We start from the raw sequence: 26626 nt of genomic DNA, 5'->3' as shown, positions 1-26626 counted from the left end.
TATATTTACATTACGATGACTTGCGCCTCGGGAATGCGCTGCCGGATCTGCTCTGTAACATGCGGATGACACGTCATCATCACAATCTGGCGGCTGTGCGACAGCTCGGAGATCAGCTCCAGGACATACCCGAGCCGGCGGCTGTCGAAATTGACGAACAGATCGTCGAGCATAAGCGGAATGCCCGCAGCATGCGGCATGGACTGTACTAGAGCAAGCCGCATCGCCAGATACAGCTGCTCCGCCGTCCCCCGGCTCAACCTGGCACTCTCGACCAGCCCGCCGTCCGGCCTTTCGGCTAACAGGGCTTGATCCCCCATGCGCATAACGATCCGGCTGTAGGTGCCGCCTGTAAGCTTCGAGAAATAGCGGGAGGCAAGCCGCAGCACCTGCGGCTGCTTCTCCTGCTCATAGAAGCGTCTGGTGCGCTCGATCAGCTCCACTGCAATGGCGCGAACGGCATATTGGCTGACGAGCTCCTTCAGCTCCGCCCGCTGCTCCTCCAGCTGCTGGTTCGCAGAGTCACGATTCCCGGCGGCCTCCAGCGATTCCCGCTCCTGCAGCAATCTCCCGCGGCGCTCCTGGAGCTCATCCCGCAGCTCTGCCAAAGAGGCATCCGCCTCTTCCCGCTCTTGGAGCATCGCCTCCAGCGCCGCACCGTCGGCCGATTCGAGCAGCTGCAAAATCCGGCTTCGCAGCTGGCTGTCAAGCCCGCTGAACATGGTGATTTCATGATGACGGATCTCACGCTCCAGCTCCTCCTTCCGCCGGGCGGCAGCCCCCATCCGCAAATAGCCTTCCCCGTCAGCTGCCCCGGACAAACCAAGCAGCTGCTCCTTCCGCTGCAGCACTGCCGTGCGGGCTTCGTCCGCAGCAGCCGCTTCGTCCTGCAGCTCCATAAGCCGGTGCCGGAGGGCTTCACGCTCGGCTGAAGCCTCCTGATACTGCTTCCATCGCCGGTGCAAATCGCCGAGTTTAGACAGAACGGCATCCGGAGTCGGAAGAGACTCCCGGTTCCGATCCGGGGCTTCGTCACCCAGAGTCAGCTCAAGGCACGATGCCGCATACGCCTTGGCAGCTCCCGCAAGCCCGTCGATCTTTGCCGCTCTCGCTCGCTGCTGCCGCACGAGCTCTTGTCCCTGCTCAATCGCATTAAACAGATCCAGCATCGCATCAGGCGACAGCCTCTGCGGCAGCAACCGCTGGCTTAGCCAGGATTCCCACTGCCGCTCCAGCTGGACGAACCGCTTCTCCTCACGTTCGATCGTGCCCTCTATGGCCGACAGCTCTGCTGCCTGAAGCTTAACCTTCTCCTCGGCCGAGAGGCACTCGGACGTCAAGCGGTCCAGCCGCTGACGCCATGCCTGCCAGGCATCCATGACCGATCGGAGCTCCCGCAGCTGGGCCTCCAACGTGAGCGGATCGCGGGCAGGCCGCGCTTCGGTCTTAGCCCGCCGGCTCCCCGGATATTCCGCCGTCGCTGCGGCGGCGGAATATGGACTGGATACGAGTGCCGATAACAGTTGTTCTACCTCAGAGGCATCATCTCCGCCGGGTTCCCCAGCGTAAGGGTAGGGTTCCGAGGAAGGAGTGTCCTTAACACTCCGCCTGCCGCTCCATATCACATAGACCATACCCGCCACCATTAGCGCGCCAGATATAACCGCTACGCCGTTCGCACCGCTCCAGAGCAGGAAGGACACCAGACTAACCGTTAATACAGCCATCACGGCAAGCAGGCCCGAATAAGCGGACGGCAGCCAGCCGTGCTTGCCTGTCCCGGCAGCCTTTAGCTCCGGCAGCGGCTGGCTCAGTCTCCGTTCCCGCCAGCGCTCCGCCGTCTGCTGAAGCCGGGCCCAGAGCATAGCCGTCTCCTGAGGCGAACCGGGCTTAAGCATGGCAAAGCTCTCTTTCCCGCGCTCCATCTCCTCGCGCAGCTTTCGCCGCGCCTCGCTTAGCCCAGAATCCGCAGCAGCTGCCGCCCGCTGGGCTCCGCGAAGCTCCACCGACAGCTGTTCCATCCGGCGGTCATAGCCGGCAAAGGCCGCTCCGAGCCGCCGTACCTCCTCGCGTTCGGCCGCCGAGGTGGACAAAGCGACCAGCTCCGTCTCGGTCCAGTCCGGATCTATGCTTCGCAGCAGCCCTGCAAGACGGTCCGCCTGGGCCGCTTGGTCTGCCATAAGCTGCGCAAGCTCGCGATTTCCCGCCTCATATAAACTCCGCCTGCCCCATAGATCCTCAACCTGCTGTCCCTGCTCCTCCAGCCATTCCAGCCGGGGCATGCCGGCAAGCTTTGTCTCGGTATCCCCGAGCGCCCGCTCGATCCGCTGGATTTGCGACTCCAGCTGCCGCAGCTCCTCTTCGATTCTCTCCCACCTTGCAATGCCCTCCGGCGGGAAGCTGCCGCATTCCGGCAAGCCGTCCAGCTCCAGCTTGGCCTCACGCCAAGCCAGCCACAACGTGCGGATCTCCATCGCCTTTCGAAGCAGCGCGAGATCCTTCGCAGAGCCTGCGCGTTCAAGCTCCAGCTGCTCCAGCCGGTCCTCCGTTTCCCGGATTGCATCCATGACTTCATTATAACGAGGGACATACGTCCTGCTCTCGGTCGCCTCGGCCTTGAGCTGCTCGATGGACTGCAGCAGCTTTGCCGCTTGCTGCACTTTGCCCCGCGGCTTGTACAGCTTGTCCATCTCCTGTGTCAATCGGCGCTCGGCTTCCATAATATTCGCGCCGCCGCCGATTCCGGCATGAAACAGATAGCCGCTGATCTCGGCAGACTGCAGGCTGCGAATTTCCTGCAGCTCGCTGAGCGAGACGGCAAACAGCTGCCGGAACATCTCCTTCGATACGCCGCCGAGCGCTTCCCGTTCAAGATCATGCTGCCGCAGCTCAAGCACCGTGCCGTCATCGGCCATTCTCTGAATATGTACCCGTTCCTTGCGGCTTCCCGCAGAGCCCTCACCGGGCTGACCAAAGCGGCGGATGGTCCACAACGTCCCCTCATCGTCCAGGAAGCGCAATTCTCCCCCGTGAATGCCCGGATCCGCCGGTTCTCCGCGCTCCGCCGGCAGACTCTTGCCGGGAAACCCATACAGCATCGCTCTTATAAAATACAGCACCGTGCTCTTTCCCGCTTCATTCGGCCCGTAGAGTACCGTTACCGGCGCTTCGATCGTGATGCGCTTGTCCTGTACCCCGCCGAACCCCTGAATATGCAACCGCTCAAGCCTCATATCCCGGCACCTTCTCCCCGCTTAGACTCCTGCATCAGCAGCGTAAGCGTCAGCTCCTCCGCCCTGCGCAGCCAGTCCAGCAGTTCTTCGGCCGGCATGCGTTCGAGCAGCGCCCGGATTTCGGCATGCTCCATCAGCGGCGCCAATGCATGCGAGACCATGCCGTCTTCGGCAAACACGCGATGCTCAGACTGCTCGTTACGGGCAAGACGTAGCAGCTCCCCGGCGAAGCTGTCCTCTGCAAGCAGACGATCGATATCAAGCGCATCTCCGGACTGGAGCGCGAAGCCCTCGATCCAGACGCAGCCGCCGTAACCCTGGGTCTTCGCCTTGGCCGCTTCCCTTCTCCTCATCTCGCTCAGCAGCTCATCGAGCACGTAGCCGTTTTCGAGCTGCCGGTGGACAGGGCCGCGTCCCGTAATCATAACCCGAACCAAGCTGAGCTTCTCCCTGTTTTCCGCCGCAACCTGCCCGAGCGTACGCTCCAAGGATTGCCTCCACTCGTCCACGCTGCCGCATCCATCGATCGGCGCTTGCACAAGGCTCCACCGCATGGAGTCCAGCTCATGGAAGCTCAACACGGTGTTATAACCCTCGTCGACATCGACGACATAGCACCCTTTGGGCCCGGTTTCCTTGATATGCCGTCCTTGAATATTGCCCGGATACACAATATAGGGCGACTGCTGCAGCATCCGCCGGGTATGGATATGCCCGAGCGCCCAGTAGTGATAACCGGCCAGCGACAAATCCTTCCTCGTGCACGGCGCGTACGTCTCGTGCTGGGCATCGCCATCCACATTCGCATGCAGCAGCCCGATATGATAAAGCTCCCGGGTTGCCTGCGGATAGGTAAGCGCAATATTGTCCGTCACCTTCGAAGTCGGATAGGACATGCCGGTGATCTGCGCCACCTCCCGCTTGTCTGAACGCCGGACGGCCGTCACCCGGGATGGCTCGGCCCCGAACACATGAACGTTCGGGGGGAGCTTCACCGCAAGCTTGGTGCTGTCCAGCGGATCGTGGTTACCATGGATAACGTATACCGCTATTTCCTCCTGCGCCAAGAACTCCATCGCATCCAGGAAGCGGAGCTGGGCGCGGAGCGAAATGTTGGAGCTGTCATAAATATCGCCGCTAATAACCATAAAATCCACCTGCCGGCTTACGGCAAGCCGAACCAGCTGCTCCAATGCCCGGAAGGTCGAATCCTGAATGAAGGAGCGCATGCCTCCATCCAGTCCCCGCAGTCCGATGAACGGACTGTCCAGATGGAGGTCCGCAGCATGTATAAATCGAAATGAAGCCATAGCCGCTCTCTAGCTCTCTTTCTTCGGTTGATAATTCAAATACATTTTTTTCAGCTGATTGACCGACCGGGACAACGAATACTGGTTCTTCGCCTTATCCGACGCGGTTCGGGCCAGCTCATACCGGTACAGCGGGTCCACGATAACCTTCTCCAGCGCGTCCGCCAGCGCCTTCGGATCCTCCGTGGGCACCAGCAGCCCGTTCACCCCGTCCTCAATCTGCTCGGCAATGCCGCCGACATTGGTGCCGACAAGCGCAAGACAGCTCAGCGCCGCCTCGGCGAATACGGAGCCGAACGCTTCCGCCCGCGACGGCAGAACGAAGATATCAAAGAATGGCATGAATTCTTCGGGATGAAGTGTGTATCCGTAAAAAATCGTTTCCTGGTAAATGCCCAGCGATTTGGCCATCTCCTCCAGCTCCTGGCGTGCAGGGCCGTCTCCGATGATATGAAGGACATAATCATGACCCTTTCGTTTCAGCTCGGCGCAAGCCTGGAGCAGAATGTCCAGTCCCTTCGCAGGAACAAGGCGGCATACCGTCACCAGCTGAGGGACCGCATTTTCATGGGGAACCGGCTTAAAGCGCCGATCATCGAATCCGTTATGGATGACCTCGATCGAGTCGGCCTGATCCACATAGGGTGACATATAGGACTTGAAGGATTCCGAAACCGTCACCAAACGGTCGCTGATATACTCAAGCTCTCTGTATAAAGAGGTGAGGAACCGGTGCTCCGGCCCGCCCTCTCGAATTTTCCCGTTCAAAATCAGCTCCCGCTCATAACTCGAATGGACGGTCTGGATAAGCGGAACCTCCGGGAATACGGCCTTCATGGACATGCCTGCAATCGGATGATGGCTATGAATGAGATCGTAAGGCTTTTGGATGCGGAGCCGGGTCCACCATAAATAATCGCGGTAGGTCTGGATATATTTTGCGACGATCGGGCTTTCCCCGAATTCTTTCCAGTCTAAGGTATGGAAGACCGGATCCTCGTGCCCTTTATTGCGGATCCGCTTCGGGAGCCAGAACATTTCCATCTCCCATCGCGAGGAATGGAACCGTTCCTGCAAATATGGAATCATCGACGATACGCCGCCCGGCTGTTCAGGAGGGAAGAATAATGCTTGAAGAAGTTTCATGGGGATCTCCCTTTCTATAAATCTCTTTCCAGAATCTTTTTCGATATGATATATTAGAACATATGTTTCATGCAAAGGAAACCTACAGGAGTGAAGCCATTTGTCCACAGATTTGACCTCTTGGTCGACTTCGCCTCTGCCAATAGTATTCGCTGTCTGCGGAGCTTGCATCGCGTTCATGATGCTGATCATGTGCCTGTTTATGTACAGCAGGCAGCGGAAGAGCGCATATATTTATATGGCGGCTGCTTTCTCTTTCATTATGACACACGAGGGTCTGAACATCCATTCGGCATGGATCGGAATTGTCGATTTTTCGCCTGAACCGATCGTGCTTCGCATCATTCGCCTCTTCTCGTTCGTGCTGCTCAATATGTCCGTCGTCATGCTGTACCGCAAAATCAAGACGATGCATTACTGGCTCCCGCTGCTGACCGCCGCCCTTCTATTGCTTCCGCTGCTTCTCCCATCATTTCTGCCCTTCACCATAGATCCGGTCTGGCAAAGCTTATATTTTGACTTCATCTTGCTCAGCGCTTTATATACCGCCTTTACGAAAGGGGTTCCGCGCATCGGGCAGCCCGTGAAATATGCGGTCGGGCTTGCCGCCTATGCCCTGTGGTTCGCCCTTCAAGCCATTCAAACCTACACTGGCATCGTATCCATCCCGGTGCAGGGCTTTGCGCTCGCGCTTCCGGTGTTGTTCTACACCCTTGTGTTCTTCATCCTGTTCCGGCGGATCGTAGAGCTGATGCAATCCATCTATCGCTCGGCCATCACGGACGGCTTGACCGGCCTATACAACCGGAGACACTTCATGAAATACCTGGATCACTATACCGCCCAGGCTTTGAAGATATCCGCAATCTTCTGCGATATTGACAATTTCAAGAAGCTTAACGATACCCACGGCCACGCCAGGGCCGATGAAGTGCTCAAGCAAGTAGCCGCTATCATGGAAGAGGAGCTTGACGGGATCGGAATTACCGGCCGATACGGAGGCGAGGAGCTGGTTGCGCTCGTGGTGGATCGCAGGATCAAGCCCTCCCAGGTTGCCGAGAATATCCGGGCCCGCGTGGCTGCGGAGACCATCGTGACCATCAGTGTCGGGTACAGCGTGCTCCGTCAGGGCGTCCAGGGGGACGAGCTGATGGATCAAGCGGACAAAGCGATGTATCATTCGAAAACGACGGGCAAGAATAAGGTTACCGATTACCGCTCTTTAGAGGATTTGCTCAATGAGCCGAAGGAAGCCGCCGTCCAATGAAGGCCAAGGCCGTCCCTTAATCAGGGCGGTCTTTTTTTTGCGGCAGATCGGGTCGTAATGCATTCTTTACGAGCACCATCGCCGCATGATAAACTATTGACCGTTCCTCAAGAGCCCGGATCGTTTGCCACGAGTTCGCATAATGCATCGTCCCGGCGCGGACGTCGTCCTAAGCGCCGTTACCCCTATAGTTGCTTCTGCGTGAGCTGCTTGCGGTTACGAGAGAGAACAACGGATATTTGCACGAAAAGGAGCTGCTGACCGGATGGGAAAGGAACAACTGCCCGCCGACTTCGTCTCCCGTATGCAGGAGCTGCTTCGAGAGGAGTCGGACGATTTTTTTGCCAGCTATGACATGCCCCGCGCGCAAGGCCTTCGTCTTAATCTGTTGAAGGCAGAACGGGCTGCAGAACCTGTACGGAACATCCTGCGGGATTTCCGGCTGTCGCCGGTTCCCTGGTGCGGTACAGGCTATTATTATGATGAAACGGTACGTCCCGGCAAACATCCGTACCATACTGCCGGACTATATTATATTCAGGAACCCTCGGCGATGTCAGCGGTAGAAATGCTTGACCCGCAGCCGGGAGAGACGATCCTTGACCTTGCCGCGGCACCGGGAGGAAAAACCAGCCACATTGCTTCCAAAATGGCGGGACGCGGACTGCTCATCGCCAATGAGATACACCCGGAGCGTGCCCGAATCCTCTCCGAGAACGTGGAACGGATGGGGATTTCCAATGCCGTTGTGACCAGCGCCGCACCGGACGAGCTGTCCCGCCGCTTCCCCGGATGCTTCGACCGGATTATGCTGGATGCTCCCTGCTCGGGCGAAGGGATGTTCCGCAAGGATCCCGGCGCGATCGATGAGTGGTCGCCTTCCCACGTGGAGCTGTGCGTTTCCAGGCAATGGGACATTGTGCAGGACGCTTGCGCCATGCTGAAGCCTGGAGGCACGTTAGCGTACTCCACCTGCACCTTTAATGAAGACGAGAACGAGAAGCTGGTCCAGCGCATCCTTGACCGGTATCCCGAGCTTGAGCTTCGGGGGATGAAGCGCCTGTGGCCCCACCGGGAACGGGGAGAAGGCCACTTCGTGGCCGTTCTCGTCAAGAGCGCGGAGGGAGCTTCTGCGGCCGAGCGGGTTCATGCTGAGGCGGAGTCCAAGCGAGGCGGCAAGCCAAAACGGGGAGACAAGCCGTCGGCGGAGCGGTCGGCCCTTGAAGCGTTCAAAGCCTGGGCCGAGCAAGATTTACCGGGCCATGTGCTGCCTCCGGGCGCTCCTCTTTTGTTCGGGGACGAGCTTTACTGGCTGCCGGCCGGCGAAGGCTGGAGCTGGAGCGAGCATCAGCTGCGCGGGCTGAAAATTCTCCGTGCCGGTCTTCATCTCGCCCACCTCAAGAAGAACCGGATCGAGCCCGCCCACGCGCTAGCGATGGCCAGCAAGCCGGAGCAAGCGGCCCGTACCGTCGATCTGTCCCCGGATTCGGCCGAGGTCTCGGCCTACCTCAGGGGCGAAACGCTGTCGGTTCCATCCGAGTATAAAGGATGGGCACTTGTGACGACCGACGGTCTGCCCCTCGGATGGGGCAAGTCCAGCGGCGGACAGCTCAAGAATCACCTGCCTAAAGGCTTGCGCCAGTTCAAGTAATGCGGAAACATTTCACGTTCCTTTATGCTTGACGACATTGCGATAGCTTCATGTGGCCTGTCATTCAAGCAAATAAGGCGCTGCTGCAGCCACATCCGTGGTTGCAGCAGCGCCTTGTTTTATGCGCGGAGCATAAAAGCACTAGGACAAGCAGTATTTGACCAAAGCCTCGTGAACGCCGTCTTCATTGTTGGAGGCGGTCACCGCATTCGCAGCCGCCTTGACCTCGACCGGCGAATTGTCCATCGCAATGCCCATGCCGGCAAACGTAAGCATCGTAATATCGTTATAATAGTTGCCGATGGCAAGCACCTCGTCCTGCCGGTACCCCCTTTTGGCGGCAAGCTGCTTCAGCGCATTGCCCTTGGAAGCTTCCGCATGCATCAGATCGATGAAGTATTCACCGCTGCGCAGCATGTTAAGGGTCATCGTCCATGTGCTCCAGTCCTTGAGCACGGCATCCATATCCCCGGGCTCGCCGAAGGCGGTAAATTTGACAACCGGGTCAGGCAGCTCCTCCCAGGCGGGAAGATTGCTCGGCATCATCAAGTAATTTTCATACATATGCCGGACAGGACCTGCCAGCTCCTCTACATTGTCCACATACATCTCGAAGGCCGTATTGATGTCGAAATGAACCCCCCGCTCCCGGCAGTAGGCCATAAACGGATCGAGCTCCGCTTGCTCCATGCCGAACTGGTGAACGATTCGCTTCGTTTCGACCTCCACCGTAGCCGCCCCGTTATGACTGATCACATAACCGCCAAGCCCCATGCTCTCCATGAACGGAATCGAGTTGAGCGGTCCGCGGCCTGTGCACAGCACGATCTCAATGCCCTGCCTTGCAGCTTCCATCACGGTGTTCCTGGTAACTTCGGTTATTTCATGCTCATCATTCAGAAGCGTCCCGTCTACGTCAAGCGCTACTAATTTGTATGCCATTCTCCACCCATCCTTATCCACTTTTGTCGTTATCTATATCTTTAGCTCGTCCATTTAATATTTAGTTCATCGCCCGGCCGATGCCGGCCAGCTCCACCTCTGTTAGCTCCCGGTAGGATCCGATCTCAAGCGATTCGTCCAGCCGGAGGGTTCCCATGCTGATCCGCTTGAGGTAAATCACCTTTTTACCGACCGCCTCGAACATCCGCTTGACCTGGTGGAACTTGCCTTCATGGATGGTCAGCGTTATGCGGGAGCGAATGCTTCCATCGCCCTGCTCTTCCCGGTCGTCAATAACAAGCTCCGACGGCAAGGTCACATACCCGTCATCCAGGGTCACGCCCCTGGCAAACTGCCGGATATCCTCCTCATCCACCCGCCCCTCGACGATCGCCTGATAAGTCTTGGGCACATGCTTTCGGGGCGACAGCAGCTCATGTGCGAGCTTGCCGTCATTGGTCAGCAGCAGCAGGCCTTCCGTATCTTTATCCAGTCTTCCAACCGGAAACGGCTCGAACACAAGATATTTTTCATCCAGAAGATCCAGCACCGTCCGCTCCCGCACATCCTCCGTCGCCGAGATCACGCCTGGAGGCTTATGCAGCATTAAATACACATATTCCCGATAGGCGATGGCTTCTCCATCGATTTCAATCGAATCCGTATATGGATCCACATGCTTCCCTGGGTCCTTCACGACCGCTCCATTCACGACAATGCTGCCGCTCTTCGCCTTCTTCTTCAGCTCTGCCCTGGAGCCGAACCCCATGTTGGACAACACCTTATCCAACCGCTGTGTCGTTCTTCCCTTTGCACTCATACGGATGTCCACCTCCAACCTGCCGGATATTCGTTCTTAAGCATGCCGCCCTGCCATTTGCCCCAGCCTGCCGAGTAGCCGTCAATACAGACTAACACATATCCCTTTCCTTCTGCAGCCCCGAAAAGATGCAGCCGCTCCTCCGGTATGGACAGCGTCTCGCCCTTCAGATAACGGATCGCTTCTCCGTCCTCCGAATGCAGGCTGATCGTCCGCACGAATTCCTCGGCGCGAAGAGCGGTTGCCAGCGGATGGCCGGGAACAAAACGCTCGTTCTTGATCTGACCCATATACCACCCGGGGCGGATCACCTTGAGCCCCTCGAGGCGTTCATTCGGTAACGGGGACAAATACACGTGATTCCCGTAGGTAATCGGATAACCATAAAGCGTTCCTGCCAGATGCTCCCTCAGAAACGTTGTAAAAGGTTCCAGCGAGATGGAACCGGCCGGACGCCCAGCGCCGTCCAGCCGAGGGGAATCCGCCTGTCCGCCTCTTCCGCCTCCGCGCGGATTGCCTTTGCGCGGATCCCGGAGGGACGACCGTCCCTTGCGTTCGCTTCGCTTCTCCTTGCCGGACGAGACTGCCAGGTGGCCGCCGGCGGCAGTGTCCGCATGAACAGGAGGCGCATGTTCCCCGGCGTCCTCCATCCGTGCAAGCTCGCCGTCCCGGCTGAGAACGGCAACAAAATGCCCCTCCCCCTGAACTTTATGCGGCCACAGCCTGCCAGTTCCGGCGACCTGTTCACGCAATTCAGTGGAGATATGCCCCATATTCCGTTCCAACCAGTCGGATTCTCCCGGCGAAAACGGGCCCGAATGGTCAATCGGCATGACCCGGAATTCCGGATGCTCCGCCAGAAGCTCTGCAATCATTCCTTCATTCTCCTCCGGCGAGAAAGTGCATGTAGAATACACAAGCGTTCCTCCCGGACGCAGCATCTTCACGGCTGACTTCAAGATGTCGCGCTGCATTCCGGCAAACGTTTGCGGGGAAGACTCCTCCCAATATTTCAGCATCGACTCGTCCTTGCGGAACATGCCTTCACCTGAGCAGGGCGCATCAATCAGTATTTTCGTAAAGGCCTCGGGAAAGGCCTCGGCAATCCGCTCCGGGCTGTCATTAAGCACAATGGCATTGCGCACCCCGTACATTTCCAGGTTTTTGGCCAGCGCTTTGGTGCGGTCCGGATGCAGGTCGTTGCTGACCAGCATTCCCTTGCCCTGCAGCTTGGCGGCTATCTGCGTCGATTTCCCGCCCGGAGCGGCGCACAGATCCAGCACGATGTCGCCCGGCTCCACTCCGAGGAGCTCGACCGGAGCCATGGCGCTCGGCTCCTGAATATAATACAGCCCCGCATGGTAGTACGGATGCCGTCCCGGACGCTCCCCTTCTTCAATATAATAGCCGGTTTTGCACCAAGGGATAGGATCCAGCTTATAAGGCGAGATGCGGCGGAAATCTTCATCCGTGATCTTCAGCGTGTTGACCCGGATCCCGGCAAACGGCGGCTGTTCATAGGATTTCATAAAATTGTCATAGTTTGATCCCAGCAGTGTTTTCATCTTCGCCTGGAACGGCGAGGGCAGTCGTAATGCCATGTTTAGTACCTACCTGTTCTGTATCGGATCTGTTGCTTGCTTATTTCGTCAATATGTAGCGGCGTTTCGCATGTTCCGCTCCTACCGTTAATATTGTATAATAAACTACATTAAAAAGGACAAGTCCTTATAGAGGTTATTCAAAAAGTCGTCTTTTGATCACGAAGGGAGTCAAGAAGTAACTCGGATCGAATCTTGAATTCAGCCGGGCCTATGCTTGTGCTTTCGAAGTATGTTTCCTACGGAAACATTTCAGGTGCTCACGTACCCAAAACGTACGCTCCGCTCCTCAGCCCCTAGCTTCATCCAACCTAAAGCGTTTTGAAGAAACGCACTTCGGAAGTATGTGCTTCGGTGCTGAAAGACCGACTTTTCGAACTCTCAGTTATGCGCTTATTATTAATCCTTAAGGGGTGTATTCATGAATCGGAAAAAAAAGAATAACTACACATCACTGTACGCTTTCGGAGGCGTATTCGTTGTCCTTGTTGCGGCGCTCGTCATCCTGAACCTCTCGGGCGGGAAGAGCGATCTGTACGGCGGCAAGAAAATATCCAGCCTGAATCCGGCTACGCAGGAACTGCTGAATGATCCGAACTATCAGAATATCATACTTCCTGATCAATTGAAGGACAAGGTCAATAACAAGGAGAACTTCTTCGTGTACTTCTTCGCATCCGACTGTCCGCATTGCCGGGCGACAACCCCTGAACTGATGCCGCTGGCCAGCGATGCGGGCGTTATGCTGCACCAGTACAACCTGCGCGAATACCAGGAAGGCTGGAGAGAATACAACATCGAGTTCACCCCTACGCTTGTCTACTTTGAGAACGGTGTGGAGAAGGAACGCATGGTCGGCGGTTTGAAGCAGGAAGGCGCAGCTGAAGGGTACAGCTTGGACGATTTCAAGCAATTCCTCGACAAATATAAAGGGAGCGTGACGAAATGAAGCGCGCCCGGGCCATTCTTTTTACCTTCATTCTGTCAGGCATGCTTCTTGCCGCTTGCGGCGGCAAGGAATCTGCAACCGCAGGGCATCACCATGGAGCTGCCTCCGAACGGTATGAAACAACGGCAAGCCTAAGCGAGATGCCGAAGTTCCTGTCAAGCTACACCGACAATACGCAAGCGACCTATGCGACGGTCGGCGAATTGGAAGACATCCTCAAAGAGATCAAATGCTACTGCGGCTGCATGGACGAGGAAACCGGTTATCACGATTCCCTTCACCGCTGCTTTATCGCCGAGAGCAAGGACGGCGAAGTGAAATGGACGGACCATGGCGCCCAGTGCGGCATATGCCTTACCGAGCTTCAGGATGCCAAGCGGCTTCATGACGAAGGCAAATCCGTCGATGAAATCAAGCAATTTATCGACAATAAATATAAAGGCACCGAGTCCTGATTCGATATATCGGTAAAACAAGAGCTGCCCCACGTAGATTATTCTACTGACGGGCAGCTCTTTTATCTGCCTGGAAAGGCGCTTCGAGCACGAATCGTTCCTCCCATCGCTGTTGCCCCTAAATTCCCTAAAATCCTCTGAACAAAGGAAGAAATTCAGGGACAAAGGCGACCGCTCTCGCTTGTCCGGATTCGTTTCGTCCTCTACGCTGCTGCGTGCAATTCCATTCATATATCACTACAACAAGAGCTGCCCAAGTAGATTATCCTACTGACGGGCAGCTCTTTTTTATCTTTTCATCTTGCACTAAATCCATGATCGATAGGTCCGACGATTCCTCTCCCATCCCGGATCAGGAGGACAATCCCTGCTTCGTACGCGGCCGTTCCGGCTTGCGCCGCTGCGGCACATTTGGACGAATATGCCTCCATGCTTCATCGACGGCTTTCTGAAGCTCCGGATCCACGATGTCGATTGTGAGATCCCGGTAAGGAATAGGATGCTGCTCGTACCCCGACAGCCCTCGGACATACTCCCGCATCTCGTCCACCAGCTTCCCCATCCGGATGCCGAGCTCATCTTCGGCATAGCCTTCAAGCCTGTTTACCGCGCTGCGAAACATCTTCAACCCGCCCCGGATGTTATCGTTCCGGAAATGGAACAGGGCCACTGCCGCTTGAAGGAGCCCTTTGTATCTCGGATCCTTATCCGTATCGAGCCAAAGCTCCTCCAGCACCTCATGGCATTCGAAATAGTCCCGGTCCCGATTAAAGTAAACGAGGAACGCTACGTACAGCCGTTCATACATCGTACTCGTTCACTTTCTTCTTGGCCTGCACCAGCAGCTCTTTTACTTCGTCCAGGAGCAGCTTCATTTCCTCCATATCATGCTCCTGCCAGATGGCGTTAAAGCGCTCCTGAAAGGCGATCGCTTCGTTGACCAAATGGAAAAAGTACAGCTGGTGAATCGCATGCAGCACCTGGGTCGTAATGTTGGAGTCATCCTCGAACCGACGCTGCGCTTCCAGTATCTCCTCGCGGATGCTGGACATTTCGGTATCCAGCGTGTTCGCCGCTTCGCCGGCCTTCTTCAAGCGTTCCCGGATATCGTCAGGCAGGCTTTCCCTATATTTGTAGCTGAGCGAATGCTCGATCGTAGCCCAGAAATTCATGGCAAGCGTCCGGATTTGAATCTCGGCGAGCACCTTTTTCTGCCCGAGCGCGGTCTGCACCGGATACTCGATAATCATATGAAAGCTGCGGTAGCCACTTTCCTTAAAGTTCGTTATATAGTCCTTCTCGTATAATACCGTCAGGTCCTTCCGTGCGCGAATATATTCGGCAACCCGCCGGATGTCCTCCACGAATTGGCACATGATCCGGATGCCCGCGATATCCTCGATGCCGGTTTCCAGCTGATCCATGGGAACATTAAGGCGTTTCGCCTTATCCAGTATGCTCGATATCCGCTTGACCCGGCCCGTTACGAATTCGATAGGCGCATATTCCTCCCGTTTCTTAAGCTCTGCGCGCATCGTCTTGAATTTGACTTTCAATTCTTCAACGGTCTGCTCGTACGGAAGCAAAAATGTCCCCCAGTCTCTAACGTCCATTGCCCTTGCCTCCTGTCTTTACCCCTTTACCGATGATTCGCCCCGACAGCTTCGGAAATATGGCTGAAGCCGTCCTTCGCCAGCAGCTGCCTCAGACCGGCGTGCAGCTTGCGGTTGACCTCGGGCCCTTCATAGATAAGTGCCGTATAAATTTCTACCAGGCTGGCGCCTGCGCGTATTTTCTCATATGCATCGGCCGCCGTGAAGATTCCTCCGGAGCCGATGATCGGCAGCGTTCCGCCGGTCTGCTTATAGATCCGCGAGATGATTTCAGTCGAGCGCTCTCGCAGCGGCTTTCCGCTGAGCCCGCCGGTCTCTTTGGCGTTGCTGTGCGTAAGCCCCTCCCTGGAGAGCGTGGTGTTGGTAGCGATAATGCCGGATACCCCGCTCGCACGGATCGTCTCCACCATATACTCGAGCTCGGCATCGCTCACGTCCGGCGCAATCTTGACGAGCACAGCCTTCCGGCTGCCGTGAACGCCGGCCTGACGGTTCATCTCGTTCATCACCGCTTCAAGCAATGATGAGAGCTCGCTGCCGTGCTGCAAGCTCCGCAGATCCGGCGTGTTCGGCGAGCTGATATTCACCACGAAAAAATCGCCGTACGGAAACAAAGCCTGGATGCAGGCCTCGTAATCGCCATTCGCCTTCTCGTTCGGCGTGGCTTTATTTTTACCGATGTTGACCGCTACCGGAATCCGGCGCTCCTTGAGCGCGGACAGCCTCTTCGCCATCGCGTCGGCACCTTCATTATTAAAGCCCATTCGATTGATGAGCGCCTCATCCGGAGGCAAACGGAACAGCCTCGGCTGTTCATTACCCGGCTGGGCTTTCGGTGTAACCGTACCTACTTCCATAAAGCCAAAGCCGATGGAGGAAAATCCCTTGACGGCTTGCGCATTTTTATCCAATCCGGCGGCAAGCCCGACCGGTGTCGGGAAATGAAGTCCGAACAGGTCCACGGCCAAGTCCGGCGTTTCGCTCACGCCATACATCCCCCGCATGACCGCTTCCGCGCCGATGACGCCGGAGGCTCGCCCGAGGCCGCCGACAACGAGATGGTGGGCCTTTTCCGGGTCCATTTTGAAAAATAAAGGTTTGCCTATATTGCGGTACAGCACATCGACTCTTCCTCTCATCCAGTTAATTTCTCTACCCTTCAGTTTAGCCGTTTCCGCGGCAAAAAGAAAGTTTTTGGGTGTAAACCGGGCGCGCTAACGGGCGGACATGTTATGGATTTTTGGGCGCAAACCCTATACAATATAAGGCAATCAGCGATTATTTCATTGAGAAAGAAGGGAACGCCATATGTCAGCCAAACGAAAGCCTCCAGTCCTGCAGCAAAAAAAAGAAGAGGTTAACAAAAAGGCTCTGCTGTGGATCGGCACAGGCATCGCACTCCTTGTTATCCTCATTATCGTATTGATTATGATCTCCCAGCCTTAATCAAGCCAGTGATACACCTTGGCGGGGTTGGTCTGACCCTGGCTGTGCTTCAGCTTGAAGCGCTCTTTAGGAGTCCACAGCTCGTCAGGCAGAACCCCTTCCCGAATTTTCACCGAGGTTCCCATCGGAACCAGATCGAACAGCTCTTCGACATCCTCCTTCAGCATCCGGATGCAGCCCTCGGACTCGTCCGCCCCGATGCTATCCAACTCCTCCGTGCCGTGTATCGCATACAGCGTATCGGATAACTGCATGCCTCTTGTGCCGTACGGACCTCTGGTCGTCCCGTTCGGGTTAACCACCTTATCGCTGATCTGAAAATCTCCAAGCGGCGTCTTGGCTCCGCCAAGCCCGACCGCATAGTTTCGAAGCATAATCTTACCGCTGACCACAGCGAGGCGATGCTTATCCTTGTCAATGATGACCTCGAGCGGCTCCTTGAAATATGGTGCTCCGTCCGGTGAGGTGCCCCAGTATCCGAGCTTGTTCTGCGCTCCTTCTTCCGCTTTCCCCCTGGTGCCATTTTGCGCCTTCCCGGCAGGGGCAGCGTTTTGTTTCCGCTGAATCAGGACATCAAACATGTCCTCCATCGCAGTCGATCGGCCGGACAGCCAGTTGTTCGGAAACGGCCGGGTCAGCTCATCCAGCGAATCGGGCAGCCGCCCATGCCGGGTATGATAGCCCTCCACCGCCTTCTCCAGCACCGCCGTCTCCAATTGCAGATCCGCCCACTGTCCCGCCCTTCGGGCCAATCCTGCGCTGCTTAGCGGCTCGCACTCGCATTCTCCGGCAGCTCCTTCGAACGGCGTAATCGCTATTTCCCCTGCCCGGTCCCGATGCAATGCATATAACCGCTCCATATCGCTGCTCCAGAGCAGCCACTTGCCCCGGCGGGGCATGCCAAGCGCAACCGACCATGAAGGTAACTGCTCGGGATGCTTTAGAAGGCGAGGCAATGCGCTGTCTCCCTCTTCGTCCGCTCCGTCGTCGGCTGCAGCGCTTCTGCCTTCGGCTACAGCCGTGAACATCGGTTTATCTCCGCGTTCGCCCACCGCTTGCCTGATCGCCGCGGCGGAAGCCGGGGCATCAGGCTGAGCATCGGCTTCCGCCGGCAATCCTCCCGGATATCCCGGAGCTTGCACTGGCGGAATGAGAACGAGGAGCAGCAGCGCGAGGGCTACCAGCCAGCGCCGGTTCCGCCTCCGCTTGAGCTCCTTCTCCCGTTCGAGCTGCAGCAGGCGCTGCTCGTAATTTTTCCATATGTCCGAAGGGACTTTGCTAAGCTCGAAGGCCTCGTATACCTCCTCAGCCCGGTTATAGCAGTAAGTGGCCTTGCCCTGCTCTCCTGCCCGCTCGTACTCCTTGCCCAGCAAATACCAGGCCATCTTGTTATCGGGATGGGTCTCTACATACCTTTTAAGGTACATTGAATTGTTCATATGAGAGCCTCCAATACGGCTTCAATTGTTATCTAGATCTGGATATGTCCATATCCTTTATATCGGATCCTGTATCCGGAATATGTATAAATTACAGATTGATGGCATATGTCATGCTAGCCTTATGTCCTTATGTCATGCTAGCCCTATATTTTCTGCCCCATGTCTTGGCCTTACACCACTCTCTCGCGTATGTAGCTCGCATTTATCGTTATTCGCGCATACGAAAAACGTCCCCTGCCGCTGCAGGCAGGGGACGTAAGTTATGAGTTCATAAATATAGCATGTTATGGTATTTGGCCGACTCGCAATTATTCAGCGTTGAACGGCTCGTCAGCGATGCGGATGGAATCCGTCGGGCAACCGTCGCAAGCATCGAGCATGTCGTCGTGCATGTCTTCCGGTATTTCCGTCACCCCGCGGTTATTGTCCCCGTTAAAGATTACTTCCGCCAGGCCTTCATCATCATAATCGTAAATATCAGGGGCTGTTGCTCCGCAAGCGCCGCAAGCGATGCAGGTATCTTTATCAACCCAGGTGTATTTAGCCATAGTTTCTCTTCCTCCTGTATATCTATAAACATTCTTTTAAATGAACAAAATACAAGCCGGCGGATTTGCTCCACCATCTTCATATATTAATACAATTTTTTTAGGAATACAAATAAAATTCCTAACATATTCCGACAAAACGACGTCTAATCTTCGTTATTTCGCGATTGGCCATGCTCTCTGGCAAAGTCCATCTGCAGCGATGTTCCTCTCCGTTTATGATCGCGGATGAGGGACGACGGATCATCTCCCAGCATGCCGGCCGTCAGCACGGCGCTCTCCCCGAACTTATTGCGCAGCTCGTCCATAACCCGGGTCAGCGACTCCTTCTTCGGCTGCTTCTCATAATCGAACAGATCCAGCTGAATCGCCGCTTCCTCCTTCCGGGCAAGCTGCTGCAGCGTGACGCCGAGCAGCCTAAGCGGGCGTTCCTGCTTCCAATGCCGATCATACAATACACAGGCTTCCCGGTAGATGTCTTCCGTATTCTCGGTCGGAACGGAAAGCTGCTTCGATCGGGTGATCGTCTTCATATCCGGCGTGCGCAGGGTAATCTGGATCCCGCTGGCCATCAAGCCCTTACGCCTTAGCCGGCGCGCAACCTGATCGCTTAAATTCAGCAGCACGCGTTTCGCTTCGTCACTCGAGGTGACATCCTGCGGCAGCGTCGTCGTGTGCCCGATGGATTTGCTCTGCTCCCGTTCCGCCACGACAGGCGCATGGTCAATCCCGTTCGCGGCGCGCTTCATCCAGGCCCCCGTCACGCCAAAGGCCGAAGTCAGCAAATGTTCATCGGCTTTGGCCAGATCACCGATGGTGAGAATGTTCAGCTTGCGAAGCTTCTCCGCCGTCTTGCGGCCGATGCCGAACAGCTCGGCGCACGGCTTGCCCCACAGCACATTCGGCACATCCCGGATCCGCAGCACCGAGAGCCCGCTCGGCTTCTTCATGTCCGACGCCATCTTGGCGAGCAGTTTGTTCGGCGCAATGCCGACGGAGCATGGCAGGGACAGCTCCTCGCGGATCCGGTTCTGGATCTCCTTTGCGATATCGAGCGGTGTGCCGAATTGCTTGGAGCCGGTAATGTCCAGATAGCATTCATCGATCGACGTCGCTTCCAGCAGCGGTGTGTAAGCATACGCTATATTCATAAATGCATTGGAGTACTTCCGGTACAGATGGAAATCAGGCTGAATGATGATCAGGTCCGGGTACAGCCGCAGCGCCTGCCTTACATTCATTCCCGTGCGGATGCCGAGGGCACGTGCAGCATAGGAGCAGGTAACGATGACCCCTTTGCGCAGCTCGACGCTGCCGGCAACGGCCGTCGGCTTGCCGCGGTACAGCTCCGGCTCTTCCGCCTCATGCACCGAGCAGTAAAAAGCATTCATATCCACATGTAGAATGACGCGGCCGCTGGCCGGATAATAATCATCAATATGTCCCATGAGGATACCTTCTTTCTGTTTGGTACGGTTCTATCTTAAATCCGAATTTCGGTTAATCTCATATCCGATATTGATAATGATAAGGATAATGCCTGCCGCCTACAGCATACCCCTCGACGAATCGAACGGTCAAGACGGCTTGCTTTCTTAAAAGTTTGTTTTACTCTGTTACTTTCCCGCAAAGAAATGCTATAATACAAAATTATAAGAAAATCGCGTACCCACCATGCATCCCAAGAAGCACGGCTGCAGCCTTGCGTGATCTGGAATGCAGGGCGCTATGAACGACCACCCACGCTAATTAAAAAATCATCAGTCCATCCCGGACACCCAAAAGGAGGACATCATGTCTAAGTCCATTTCCATCTTTGATACGACGCTTCGCGACGGAACCCAAGGCGAAGGAGTCAGCCTGTCAGCGGACGACAAGGTCAAAATTGCCAAGAAGCTGGATGCTCTTGGTGTTCATTATATTGAAGGCGGGATCCCGGGAAGCAACAGCAAGGACATCGAGTTTTTCAAAAGAGTCCAGGATCTTCGCTTAACCTCCAAAATAACGGCGTTCGGCAGCACCCGCCGCAAAGGTTCCGTTGCGGAGCAGGATGCGAATCTGAAGCGAATCCTGGAGTCGGGCGTACGGGCCGCAACGCTGGTAGGGAAGTCATGGGATTTCCATGTCCATACGGCGCTTCAGACGACGCTGGAAGAGAATCTGTCCATGATCTATGATTCCATCGCCTTTCTTAAACAGAAAGGGCTTGAGGTCATCTTTGACGCCGAGCACTTCTTCGACGGCTACAAGAATAATCCGGAGTATGCGGTTGCCGTGTTGTCCAAAGCCCGTGAAGCAGGCGCCGATTGGCTCGTCATGTGCGACACGAACGGGGGCAGCCTCCCGCATGAAATTTCGCAGATCGTCACTTCTTTGCAAGGTCCTCTGCCGGGTGCCAACCTGGGCATTCATACGCACAATGACTGCGAGCTGGCGGTAGCCAATACGCTGAGCGCTGTACAGGCCGGCGTCCGCCACGTTCAAGGAACGATGAACGGATACGGGGAACGCTGCGGTAACGCGAATCTGTGCTCCATCATCCCGAATCTGCAGCTGAAGCTCGGTTACGAATGCATCGGCGAAGAGAATCTGCGGACCTTGACCAATACCGCAAGATATATCAGCGAAATTGCCAATGTCAACATGCCGGTCAATCAGCCGTATGTCGGCAATGCGGCCTTTGCCCACAAGGGCGGCATCCACGTCTCCGCCATTTTGCGCGATTCCCGGACGTACGAGCACATCGAGCCGGAGAAGGTCGGGAACAAGCAGCGGGTGCTCGTATCCGAGCTGGCCGGCCAGAGCAATGTCGTCTCCAAGGCTCAAGATATGGGCATAGCGCTCGATCCGGCAAGCGAGCAGTCGAAGCATATTATCGGGAAGATCAAGGAGCTTGAGCATGAAGGCTACCAGTTCGAGGGTGCCGACGCATCCCTGGAGCTGCTGCTGCGGGAAGCGAGCGGGGAGCTGAAAGAGCTGTTCACCTTCGAATCCTTCAAAATGCTTGTCGAGAAGGCAGCCGGACAGCCGGTAGTCTCCGAGGCCTTCGTTAAGGTGAACGTTGCCGGGGAGAGCATCTACACGGCGGCTGAAGGCAACGGACCGGTCAATGCGCTTGACAACGCGCTCCGTAAAGCGCTCGTTCAATACTTTCCGACGCTTAAGGAAATGCATCTGGCCGACTATAAAGTGCGCGTCCTGGATGATAAAGACGCCACTGCCGCGAAGGTCCGCGTATTGATCGAATCGAAAAACTTCGAGAATTCATGGAATACGGTCGGCGTATCAAGCAACGTCATCGAAGCGAGCTGGGAGGCATTGGTCGACAGTATGCGTTACGCCCTCCTCGGCCAAATATCGCCGGAGCATGTGCACGCTGCCGAGAAACGGCAGGGCCTGGTCAATCACTAAGTTATTTAATGTAAAAAAGAGCGCGGGTATCCAAGCAAGATCGGATACCCGCGCTTTTAATATGCCGCTTATTCCTTGACCAGCATCGCAACCTTCTTGTGCAGATCTTTCGGATCCGGCGCACCGAGAATGATTTCCTGAATGACGCCGTTGCGGTCGATCAGGACATTCGTAGGGAAGGCTTGGCCATGGTACAGCCCCTCGAACACATCCCCCTTCGGGTCTGTGAGGACCGGATAACGAAGATTGTAGTCTTGAATAAATTGCTGCGCTTTTTTCTTGTTATCGTATTTGCCTACATTAATCCCATAAATCTCCAGTTCATCTGCGTACTGCTCCGCCAGCTTGTTAAGCTCCGGCGCTTCCTGCTGGCAGGGACCGCACCAGGACGCCCAAAAATTGATCAGCAGCGCCTTATCACGCGGGCCGCCGGCGGAATACGTCTCTTTGTCCTCAAAGCCTTGGAGCGTAAAGGTCGGAGCGAGCAGCCCTGCCTTGGCTCCCGTCTCGGTGGGAAGAGGCTTCTCCTGCAAGAAGACGGCCTCGATATCGTCGCCGGCCTGATTATAAATGACGGCACCCGCCGCGATAAGAATCAGAACCAGAATCATGATGTTACGTTTCATGGGTATGGATTCCTTTGCTATACTTAGTGGGATGCTGCTTTGAAGGAGCGTATCTCCGCTAATCTCAATCAGCATCCAATACCTATTGTACCCTGAAACCGGCAACTTTCAAACCACGCAGCACGAAGATCGCGATTGGAGGATGACCATGACTAAATCAGAGGATCCGTTCCGCCCGATTCTCCTCCGCAGGCCCGTATTCGAACAGATGGCTGCTTATACATACGGCGCGCTTCCTCAGGAGGCATGCGGTATCCTTATCGGGCAGGGGAATCTTCAAGATGCACCGATAAGCGTATCGGAATTTCTACCTGTACCCAATGCCGCCGAGGATCCGCTGCATCATTTTCGGCTTGAGCCGGCGGAATGGACCCGCCTTCTCTTGTCGAAGCGCGGCATCATCGGCCTGTTTCACAGCCATCCCGCCTCCTCCCCGGAGCCCTCACGGGAGGACCTTGCCGACCTGCAGGCCTTCGGCGGCCTGTTCAGTATTTATCTGATCGGCACACCTGCCGGAACTGGGACAGAAGAGCTTAAGCTGAACGCCTACCGGGTCGAATCACGCATGGACAAGGATGAACGCGGTTTGAAAAATACGATTTTGCTCCTCCCTCTTAGCTTCGAGATCCTGGACGCTGATTAGACAGTCCTCCCATGCGCGGTGAACCGATGCTGTTACCCGCCTTCTACCGCCGGAACGGCCCGTGAAGCAAAGCGATTTAATCCTTGCCTAAATAAACGTACATATCGCCAAGCGTTTCGGCAAAGCCCCGCTCCTGGATTTCCCGTATATAGCGCGTCCACAGGCAAGCAGTCATCCGCGCATCGGACAATGCCTGATGCCTTCCTTCCACCGGTATGCCGCTGCTTTGCAGCAGCTCATCCAGGCTGTAGCCGGTTTGTCCGGGGAAGAGCTTCTGAGCCAGCATCATCGTATCCAGCAGTCTGTGGGAGAGACGGACCTTAGACGTCTTCCACAGCGCCGCATTCAGAAACCCCCGGTCATGCGCGGCAGCATGGGCAACCAGAACACTGCCGCCGACAAAGCTCATGAAATCGCGAAGCCCCTCCACTAAAGGCGGGGCTTCATCGACCATAGCCTGCGTTATGCCCGTCAGCTCCGTGATCGAAGGGGGCACCGGAGCGCCGCTGTTAACGATCATGTGGAATTCGTCCTCTTCGATGATCCGATCTCCCAAGACCCTGACCGCTCCGAACGATAAGATTTCGTCCCCGTGCTGATGATGGAACCCGGTCGTTTCCAGATCGAACACGACCACCTCCAACTCGTTCAGGGGCGTCCCCAAAGCTTCCGGCCTCCGGTTATCCTTCATTTGCGAACGGATAAAGGCAAGCTGCTGCGCCGTCTGGGCACCGCGCATTGACGTGATGGCGGAATGGATGTTGCGGGGGCGGAGCATATTCCAGAACCCTCCGCCCGGTTGGACTGGCTCTGTCATAGGTTCCTCCTTTCCGCAAAACGATGCTCTCGCTGCAAGGAGCGGTGAATCCGTCTCACCACGCCCAGCGTATCGCGGAGCTCATACTGCACGTTTTTGTTCTTAAGCCGCTCCTTCTGAATATAACCGCTGCTCTTGACCAGCCCATCCTCGATGCGCCAAGGGGTATCGTTACGGTAACGCAAGGCTGTAAGGAATGCGCGCTGCACGCTCTCGAGCAGCAAATTATCCCCTTCGAGCAGCATCACTTTCTCCATCCGCTTCAAGGTGGAATGCTCGATAATTCCCCGCTGCAGTGCCATCGTTCGAATGCTGTTCACCAGCGGGATATACATGCCGTATTTTACGTCAAAATCGCCTGCATGCTCCCCGAACCTTTCGGTCACGATTCTGCCCATGACGTTTAGCGTAGCTTTATGCCGGACCGTATTTCGCAACACGGCATGTGTAATTCCCGGATGCTGCTCCACCGAGCTTCGGAAATGGGTCAGCCATGCTTCGGACAGCTCGGGGCTTCCGGCGATAAGACGAAGATCGGAGGCTATGATCAGATTCCGGATCGGCTCCCACTCGTGATTACTGCTCCACTCAAGGATCTGATTCTTCCAGTCGCCAAGACGCATGCTCCACAAGGGCTCTGAGCACATTACCCTGCCCGGGCATTTTGGATAACCCAGCACCTCCAGCATGTCGGCGAGCCTCACACCGAATTCGCGGAAATATGCCAGATCTTCCTCCTGCAGCTCATCGCCGATGATCAGACCGTTATCTTGATCGCTCCATAATGTCGCCTCTTCCCTTCCGATGCTGCCAAAAGCAACAAAAGCATAACGTGCGGGAAGCCGGCCGAAGCCGGCCTCCCACATGTTCTGCTCACAGAGCTCCGCGGCGCGCCTGTTGATCAGGTCATGCATGCTGTTCACGGACGCGATCCACTTCAAAAACTCCATTCTGGGGCGCAGATCAAGCAGATGCTGTTGACATGCAATCCGTACATCGCGCAATTGCTCGACTGAATTTGCTTTCTGAATGTCCGGCATTTCCGAATGCTCCGGAAGCCGGTTGACGGATGCTTTGGATTCCATGCTGCGGCCTCCTTATTTATTCAATCATTCGCATGAACGTAATGCTTAAAGCGCAGGATCACTGCCCGGGGCCGGATTCGGTCCCGTACGGAAGCTGCCCGATTTTACTTCGGATTCGGTCATCAGCTTCATTTGCTCCGGATAACCATATGTTCCGTGCTCGCTGATGTCCAGACCCATCAACTCCTCTTCCTCCGTGACGCGAAGACCCATCGTTACTTTCATAATGTACAGAATGATAAAGGAGATCACGAGCACGAACGCGAATGTGCCGATCAGCCCGAGGAGCTGCACGCCAAGCTGACCGAAGCCTCCGCCGTAGAACAGTCCTGCTTTACCGACGCCGGTAATTTCAACAAGTCGCGGAGCCGCGAACAAGCCTGTGGAGACCGCCCCCCACATCCCCGCGATGCCGTGCACGGAGAACGCGTATACCGGATCGTCGATGCCTTTGCGGTCAAACCACTGTGCCGTGAAGAAGGTAATGGTTCCAGCAATTGCACCAATAACGACTGCAGCCCATGGCTCTACGAATGCACAAGCGCCGGTGATTGCAACGAATGCAGCCAGAATACCGTTCAGCATGCTTGGAATGTCAGCCTTGCCGAGCACTGCCCAGGAGATGAGGAGGGCTGCCAGCGCGCCTGCTGCCGCAGCGATGTTGGTATTTAAAGAGACGAAGCCGAAGAATCCGTCCGTCAGCGCCGAAATGGTGCTGCCCGGATTAAAGCCGAACCAGCCGATCCAGATAATGAATACCCCGAGAACCGACAGCACTTGGTTATGGCCGGGAATGCTGTTGGGCTTCCCGTCCTTGTTGTATTTGCCAAGACGAGGCTTCAGCAGAATGGTAGCGACCAGAGCTGCGGTAGCACCGGTCAAGTGAACGACGGTCGAACCGGCGAAATCCTGCATCCCGAGAGCCCCGAGCCAGCCGCCGCCCCATACCCAGTGAGCGACGATCGGGTATATGACGATCGTGAACAGCAGCCCGAACACGATATACACGCTGAGCTTAGCGCGTTCTGCCATACCGCCGCAGGCGATTGCCAAGGATACGGCAGCAAAGGATAGATGGAACAAGAACATAATCGTTGTCGGCACATCATAAATCGACAGTGAGTCGAACGAGCTTGCGGCATTATCTCCGCTTAGGAAGAACCCTTCAAACCCGAAGAAGCTGTTCCCATTGCCGAAAGCCAGACCAAATCCGAACGCCCAGAAAGCGACAATCGCGATTCCGAAGGTCAGAAAGGTTTTTCCCGCTACGTGCCCGGCATTTTTCATCCGGACCGAGCCTGCCTCCAGCAATGCGAAGCCGGCTTGCATAAAAAATACAAGCAAGGCAGCCAGGAATACGAATACGGAGTTTAATCCCGCCGTCAGCTCAACGTTTGAGGCCCCTTCTTCCGCAGCGAACACATTAGCCGGAAATACCAGTAATGCGAGCATACCCACCATTAAACCAATCCATCTTTTTTTCATCAAGCCTTGCACTCCCCTTCATGTCATAAAATATAACACAAGTTCAAATTCTTATTTGTATTATAGGGAGCCTTCTTCGCAATTTCAACGGCTTTTTTCAAAAAAATGATAACAAACCGCCTTTTTATGTAATAAA

At 55.8% G+C, this 26626-nt stretch carries 23 protein-coding genes; 7 read left to right on the top strand and 16 right to left on the bottom strand.

All coding sequences use genetic code 11. The annotated features are described in order from the left end of the window. Positions 1-5 precede the first annotated feature (5 nt). The 3 genes from BBD41_RS22760 to BBD41_RS22750 are packed head-to-tail and all read right to left on the bottom strand — an operon-like array spanning position 6 to position 5689. Positions 6-3233, bottom strand: a complete 3228-nt coding sequence (locus tag BBD41_RS22760; RefSeq protein WP_099478796.1) for an AAA family ATPase — start codon at positions 3231-3233, stop codon at positions 6-8. Then, positions 3230-4543, bottom strand: coding sequence for a metallophosphoesterase family protein (locus BBD41_RS22755; RefSeq protein ID WP_099478795.1), 1314 nt, complete (start codon positions 4541-4543; stop codon positions 3230-3232). The genes BBD41_RS22760 and BBD41_RS22755 overlap by 4 nt, the downstream gene beginning before the upstream one ends. Before the next feature lie 9 nt (positions 4544-4552). After that, positions 4553-5689 (bottom strand): glycosyltransferase family 4 protein, encoded by a 1137-nt coding sequence (locus tag BBD41_RS22750; RefSeq protein WP_077567484.1) that lies wholly within the window; start codon positions 5687-5689, stop codon positions 4553-4555. Between the two features lie 100 nt (positions 5690-5789). Here BBD41_RS22750 and BBD41_RS22745 point away from each other — a divergent pair, with 100 nt between their 5' ends. Beyond that, entirely contained in the window at positions 5790-6956 is a 1167-nt protein-coding gene (locus tag BBD41_RS22745) for a GGDEF domain-containing protein (RefSeq protein WP_077567485.1), read from the top strand. A gap of 265 nt (positions 6957-7221) precedes the next feature. Continuing rightward, complete coding sequence (locus BBD41_RS22740) at positions 7222-8607, top strand: RsmF rRNA methyltransferase first C-terminal domain-containing protein (protein ID WP_077567486.1); 1386 nt, start codon at positions 7222-7224, stop codon at positions 8605-8607. Positions 8608-8748: 141 nt separating this feature from the next. On the opposite strand, the gene BBD41_RS22735 is transcribed toward BBD41_RS22740, so the two are convergent. The 3 genes from BBD41_RS22735 to BBD41_RS22725 form a co-directional block, all read right to left on the bottom strand. Continuing rightward, the gene (locus tag BBD41_RS22735) at positions 8749-9549 is read right to left on the bottom strand and encodes a Cof-type HAD-IIB family hydrolase (RefSeq protein ID WP_077567487.1); all 801 of its coding nucleotides are present in this window, start codon (positions 9547-9549) and stop codon (positions 8749-8751) included. 61 nt (positions 9550-9610) lie between these two features. Next, positions 9611-10369, bottom strand: a complete 759-nt coding sequence (locus tag BBD41_RS22730; RefSeq protein WP_099478794.1) for a pseudouridine synthase — start codon at positions 10367-10369, stop codon at positions 9611-9613. Then, positions 10366-11970 carry an RsmB/NOP family class I SAM-dependent RNA methyltransferase gene (locus tag BBD41_RS22725; protein ID WP_099478793.1) on the bottom strand — a complete coding sequence of 535 codons (1605 nt, stop codon included), beginning with the start codon at positions 11968-11970 and terminating at the stop codon, positions 10366-10368. Before BBD41_RS22725 ends, BBD41_RS22730 begins: the two co-directional genes overlap by 4 nt. Before the next feature lie 421 nt (positions 11971-12391). Here BBD41_RS22725 and BBD41_RS22720 point away from each other — a divergent pair, with 421 nt between their 5' ends. Both BBD41_RS22720 and BBD41_RS22715 read left to right on the top strand, forming a co-directional pair. Continuing rightward, positions 12392-12919, top strand: a complete 528-nt coding sequence (locus BBD41_RS22720) for a thioredoxin family protein (RefSeq protein ID WP_077567490.1) — start codon at positions 12392-12394, stop codon at positions 12917-12919. Continuing rightward, a complete protein-coding gene (locus tag BBD41_RS22715; RefSeq protein ID WP_077567491.1) occupies positions 12916-13374 on the top strand; it encodes a PCYCGC motif-containing (lipo)protein in 459 nt (152 codons plus the stop codon). Before BBD41_RS22720 ends, BBD41_RS22715 begins: the two co-directional genes overlap by 4 nt. A gap of 352 nt (positions 13375-13726) precedes the next feature. On the opposite strand, the gene BBD41_RS22710 is transcribed toward BBD41_RS22715, so the two are convergent. From BBD41_RS22710 to BBD41_RS22700, 3 genes are read right to left on the bottom strand one after another with little or no spacing between them, the layout of a single operon-like run. Next, the gene (locus BBD41_RS22710) at positions 13727-14182 is read right to left on the bottom strand and encodes a DUF309 domain-containing protein (protein ID WP_077567492.1); all 456 of its coding nucleotides are present in this window, start codon (positions 14180-14182) and stop codon (positions 13727-13729) included. Then, a complete protein-coding gene (gene yjbM, locus BBD41_RS22705; protein ID WP_077567493.1) occupies positions 14175-14987 on the bottom strand; it encodes a GTP diphosphokinase in 813 nt (270 codons plus the stop codon). The genes BBD41_RS22710 and yjbM overlap by 8 nt, the downstream gene beginning before the upstream one ends. A gap of 26 nt (positions 14988-15013) precedes the next feature. Beyond that, positions 15014-16108 (bottom strand): quinone-dependent dihydroorotate dehydrogenase, encoded by a 1095-nt coding sequence (locus tag BBD41_RS22700; protein ID WP_189636120.1) that lies wholly within the window; start codon positions 16106-16108, stop codon positions 15014-15016. Positions 16109-16295: 187 nt separating this feature from the next. On the opposite strand from BBD41_RS22700, the gene BBD41_RS30050 reads away from it, so the two are divergent. Next, positions 16296-16433, top strand: a complete 138-nt coding sequence (locus tag BBD41_RS30050) for a hypothetical protein (RefSeq protein WP_167392987.1) — start codon at positions 16296-16298, stop codon at positions 16431-16433. On the opposite strand, the gene BBD41_RS22695 is transcribed toward BBD41_RS30050, so the two are convergent. The 3 genes from BBD41_RS22695 to BBD41_RS22685 all read right to left on the bottom strand — a co-directional run bounded on the left by BBD41_RS22695 (position 16430) and on the right by BBD41_RS22685 (position 19871). Further along, complete coding sequence (locus BBD41_RS22695) at positions 16430-17872, bottom strand: L,D-transpeptidase (RefSeq protein ID WP_077567495.1); 1443 nt, start codon at positions 17870-17872, stop codon at positions 16430-16432. The two genes, BBD41_RS30050 and BBD41_RS22695, sit on opposite strands and share 4 nt — an antisense overlap. Before the next feature lie 311 nt (positions 17873-18183). After that, a complete protein-coding gene (locus BBD41_RS22690; RefSeq protein WP_007127715.1) occupies positions 18184-18423 on the bottom strand; it encodes a ferredoxin in 240 nt (79 codons plus the stop codon). A gap of 146 nt (positions 18424-18569) precedes the next feature. Next, positions 18570-19871 (bottom strand): DNA polymerase IV, encoded by a 1302-nt coding sequence (locus BBD41_RS22685; protein ID WP_099478792.1) that lies wholly within the window; start codon positions 19869-19871, stop codon positions 18570-18572. 346 nt (positions 19872-20217) lie between these two features. On the opposite strand from BBD41_RS22685, the gene cimA reads away from it, so the two are divergent. Beyond that, complete coding sequence (cimA, locus tag BBD41_RS22680) at positions 20218-21834, top strand: citramalate synthase (RefSeq protein ID WP_099478791.1); 1617 nt, start codon at positions 20218-20220, stop codon at positions 21832-21834. Positions 21835-21902: 68 nt separating this feature from the next. On the opposite strand, the gene BBD41_RS22675 is transcribed toward cimA, so the two are convergent. Continuing rightward, on the bottom strand, positions 21903-22460 hold the full coding sequence (locus tag BBD41_RS22675; RefSeq protein ID WP_099478790.1) for a TlpA family protein disulfide reductase: 558 nt from the start codon (positions 22458-22460) through the stop codon (positions 21903-21905). Between the two features lie 148 nt (positions 22461-22608). Here BBD41_RS22675 and BBD41_RS22670 point away from each other — a divergent pair, with 148 nt between their 5' ends. Continuing rightward, positions 22609-23103, top strand: a complete 495-nt coding sequence (locus BBD41_RS22670) for a M67 family metallopeptidase (RefSeq protein WP_157929327.1) — start codon at positions 22609-22611, stop codon at positions 23101-23103. A gap of 76 nt (positions 23104-23179) precedes the next feature. Here BBD41_RS22670 and BBD41_RS22665 read toward each other — a convergent pair whose 3' ends face one another. From BBD41_RS22665 to BBD41_RS22655, 3 genes are read right to left on the bottom strand one after another with little or no spacing between them, the layout of a single operon-like run. Then, positions 23180-23920, bottom strand: a complete 741-nt coding sequence (locus BBD41_RS22665) for an exonuclease domain-containing protein (protein WP_099478788.1) — start codon at positions 23918-23920, stop codon at positions 23180-23182. Continuing rightward, on the bottom strand, positions 23917-25005 hold the full coding sequence (locus BBD41_RS22660; RefSeq protein WP_099478787.1) for a DUF294 nucleotidyltransferase-like domain-containing protein: 1089 nt from the start codon (positions 25003-25005) through the stop codon (positions 23917-23919). The genes BBD41_RS22665 and BBD41_RS22660 overlap by 4 nt, the downstream gene beginning before the upstream one ends. 45 nt (positions 25006-25050) lie before the next feature. Continuing rightward, complete coding sequence (locus BBD41_RS22655; RefSeq protein WP_099478786.1) at positions 25051-26490, bottom strand: ammonium transporter; 1440 nt, start codon at positions 26488-26490, stop codon at positions 25051-25053. Between the last annotated feature and the right edge of the window lie 136 nt (positions 26491-26626).

Source organism: Paenibacillus ihbetae, from assembly GCF_002741055.1.
Lineage (GTDB): Bacteria > Bacillota > Bacilli > Paenibacillales > Paenibacillaceae > Paenibacillus_AQ > Paenibacillus_AQ ihbetae.
The sequence above is the reverse complement of the archived record's forward strand: the minus strand, read 5'-3'. Positions and strand labels throughout refer to the sequence as shown.